The 3,307-nt window shown below is 72.3% G+C and carries 2 protein-coding genes, 1 tRNA gene and 1 pseudogene; 2 read left to right on the forward strand and 2 right to left on the reverse strand.

Annotated features, from left to right (window positions below; genetic code table 11):
* Positions 1–96 precede the first annotated feature (96 nt).
* A complete protein-coding gene (locus tag ESO86_RS14080) occupies positions 97–918 on the reverse strand; it encodes an undecaprenyl-diphosphate phosphatase (RefSeq protein WP_129235568.1) in 822 nt (273 codons plus the stop codon).
* A gap of 70 nt (positions 919–988) precedes the next feature.
* Positions 989–2,317: a M20/M25/M40 family metallo-hydrolase gene (locus ESO86_RS14085; RefSeq protein WP_129235569.1), complete on the reverse strand. Its 1,329-nt coding sequence runs from the start codon at positions 2,315–2,317 to the stop codon at positions 989–991.
* Positions 2,318–2,502: 185 nt separating this feature from the next.
* On the opposite strand from ESO86_RS14085, the gene ESO86_RS14090 reads away from it, so the two are divergent.
* Both ESO86_RS14090 and ESO86_RS14095 read left to right on the forward strand, forming a co-directional pair.
* Positions 2,503–2,586 (forward strand) — tRNA-Leu (locus ESO86_RS14090).
* A gap of 261 nt (positions 2,587–2,847) precedes the next feature.
* Positions 2,848–3,307 (forward strand): annotated as a pseudogene (locus tag ESO86_RS14095) (hypothetical protein); the annotation flags it as partial.

The raw sequence follows: 3,307 nt of genomic DNA on the forward strand, positions 1-3,307 counted from the left end.
CGGGACGGCGCCTGACGCGGCATCCGCCCGCCTGATCGACCGCCCGGGCCGGCGGGGTCGCGGCGGTCGCGCCCGCGTTCCCCTGCCGCGCGCCGATCAGAGCGGCTCGAGGACGCCCGTGCCGAGCAGCACGAACACCGTCGCGCCGAGCGCGATGCGGTAGATCACGAACGGCAGGAAGCTGTGCCGCGAGATCCACTTCATGAAGAACGCGATCACCAGGATCGCGACCACGAACGCCACGACGGTCGCGGCGGCCGTCTCGAGCGGGCCGTACACGGCCGGCTCGCCCCAGCTCTTGAAGAGCTGGTAGAAGCCCGAGCCGAACACCGCCGGGATCGCGAGGAGGAACGCGTAGCGCGCCGCGGCCGCTCGCTCGTAGCCGAGCAGGAGGCCCATCGTGATCGTTCCCCCCGAGCGCGAGACGCCCGGGATGAGCGCGAGCGACTGGGCGAGCCCGAAGAAGACGCCGTGCGGGTAGGTGAGGTCGTCGAGCTTGCGACGCTTCGCGCCGGCCCAGTCGGCCAGGCCGAGGACGATGCCGAAGACGATGAGCATCGTCGCGACGACGTACAGCGAGCGGAAGACCGTCTCGATCTGGTCCTGGAACAGCAGGCCGAGCACGACGATCGGGATCGAGCCGATGATGATCAGCCAGCCCATCCGCGCATCCGGGTCGTTGCGCGGGACGCGGCCGAACAGCGCGCCGAACCACTGGCGGACGATCCGCACGATGTCGCGCCAGAAGAACACGACGACGGCGGCCTCGGTGCCGAGCTGCGTGATCGCGGTGAAGGCCGCCCCCGGGTCCGCCGCATTGGGCAGGAACTCGCCGAGGATGCGCAGGTGCGCGCTCGAGGAGATCGGCAGGAACTCGGTGAGTCCCTGCACGAGGCCGAGGATCAGGGCTTCGAACAAGGGGGCATCGCCTTCCGCCCCTCGACGCGCGAAGGGCACGGGACCGTCGTGGTCGTCGAACGGGTGGGCGTCAGTACGCCAGGAGGAGGTCCTTCAGGACCTGCCTACCGAAGACTAGTGCGTCGAGCGGCACGCGCTCGTCCACGCCGTGGAACATCGCAGGGAAGTCGAGGCCGTCCGGCAGCCGGAGCGGCGCGAAGCCGTAGCCCGAGACGCCGAGGCGCGATAGCGCCTTGTTGTCGGTGCCGCCGCTGAGCAGGTAGGGGAAGACGGCCGCCTCGGGGTCGTGCGCGTGCAGGGCGTGCGTGACCGCGTCGACGAGCGGCCCGTGGGTCGGCGCCTCGAGGCCGACGTCGCGGTGCACGATCTCGAGCTCGACGTCGGGCCCGAGGAGGTCGCCGAGCTCGGCGAGGACCGCGTCCTCCTCCCCCGGCAGCGTGCGGATGTCGACGAGCGCCTCGGCCCGGTCGGGGATGACGTTGTGCTTGTAGCCGGCCTGCAGCAGCGTCGGGTTCGACGTCGTGCGGAGCGTCGCCGTGATGAACCCCGAGGCCGATCCCGTCGCGAGCGCCAATTCGTCGGGCGAGACCTGCTCGGGGTCGACGCCCAGTGCGCCGGCGATCGCCGCGAGCAGCTCGCGGGTCGTGCCCGTCAGCCGGATGGGCCATTCGCGTCGGCCGATGCGCGCGATCGCCTCGGCGAGCTTCGTGACCGCGTTGTCGCGGACGAGCCTCGAGCCGTGCGCGGCCGTGCCGTGCGCGACGAGCCGCACCCACACGAGCGACTTCTCGCCGGTCTGCAGGAGGTACGCGCGCTTTCCGCCGACCGTGATCGAGTACCCGCCGACCTCGCTGATCGCCTCGGTCGCGCCGGCGAAGAGCTCGGGGTGCTCGTCCACGAGCCAGCTCGCGCCGTACAGTCCCCCGGCCTCCTCGTCGGCGAAGAAGCCCAGGACCAGCTCCCGCTCGGGCAGGCGCCCCTCGGCGAGGATGTCGCCGACCGCGGTGAGGATCATGGCGTCCATGTCCTTCATGTCCACGGCGCCACGGCCCCACAGCATGCCGTCGCGGACCTCGCCGGCGAACGGGTCGACGCTCCAGTTCCGGGGATCGGCGGGCACCACGTCGAGGTGGCCGTGGAGGACGAGCGCGGGCTTGTCGGGGTTCGCGCCCGGCACGCGCGCGACGACGTTGGCGCGACGCGGCGCGGACTCGTGCACGACCGGGTCGAGGCCCATCGTGCGCAGGTGCGCCTCGACGTACTCGGCGGCCTCGCGCTCGCCGTTCGAACGGCCCTCGCCGTGGTTCGTGGTGTCGAACCGGATGAGGTCGCGCGCGATGATCGCGGTCTCTTCGAGCTCGGGCTGGGGCTCGGTGGTCCTCGGGAGCGTCTCGGCCATGCGGTCCACGCTATCGCGAGGCTCGGCATCGCGAGCGGCGACGGATGCCTCGGAAATCCGGCGTTCCGCGTCCGACCCGCCTCGACCTCCACGCGCGGTCGCCGCCCGCCGCCGAGTGGTCTGAGGCCCTCGCAAACCGTGCTAATGTCTTCTACGGCCGCTGAGCGATCGGAGGCCAGGACAACGCGCGGGTGGCGGAAATGGCAGACGCGCTAGCTTGAGGTGCTAGTGCCCTAACGGGCGTGGGGGTTCAAGTCCCCCCTCGCGCACGCGTTGTCGAGAAGGCCGGATCTTCGGATCCGGCCTTCTCGCGTTTAAGCTCACGCTCTCGACGGTCGCGCCGCGAACGGGAGGAAGTTCCGCGGGCCGCGCGGCGCGTCGCGCCGGGACACGCCGGCGAGCTGCCGGAACATCCTCCCGAAGGATCCGGCGTGCCGCCCCGCCGCCGACCACCCCCGCTCGGGGGCGTGGACGGGTGGCATCCGCGACTTGCCTCATTCGAACATGTGTTCGAACATTGAGGGGTGACGATGATCGCTCCCCGACCCGCGCCCGACGGCGCGATCGCCTCCGAGCCGGCGCCCGCCGCACGGCTCGAGCGGGTCGAGGAACTGCAGGCGCGCATCCGCGGCATGCAGGCCACGAGGCTCGACGCGCGCGCCGTTCCCACCCATCCTGCGCTCGCGAGCGTGCTCCCGGGCGGCGCGCTGCGCGAGGGCGCGGTCGTGCAGGTCGAGGGGTCGATCACGCTGCTCATGGCCGCACTCGCCGGGCCGTCGCGGAGCGGCCGCTGGGTCGCGGTCTCCGGCATCCCCGAGTTCGGCGTCGAGGCGGCGGCGCGGTTCGGCATCGACCTCGAGCGACTCGTGCTCGTGCCCGATCCCGGCCGGCAGTGGCTGACGGTCGCCGCGGCGCTCGCCGACGTGATCCCCGTGGTCGCCGTGCGGCCGGCGGGGCGGCTCGCCCCGGCCGAGGCATCGCGGTTCGCGG

The organism is Agromyces binzhouensis, from assembly GCF_004135055.1.
Taxonomy (GTDB): domain Bacteria; phylum Actinomycetota; class Actinomycetes; order Actinomycetales; family Microbacteriaceae; genus Agromyces; species Agromyces binzhouensis.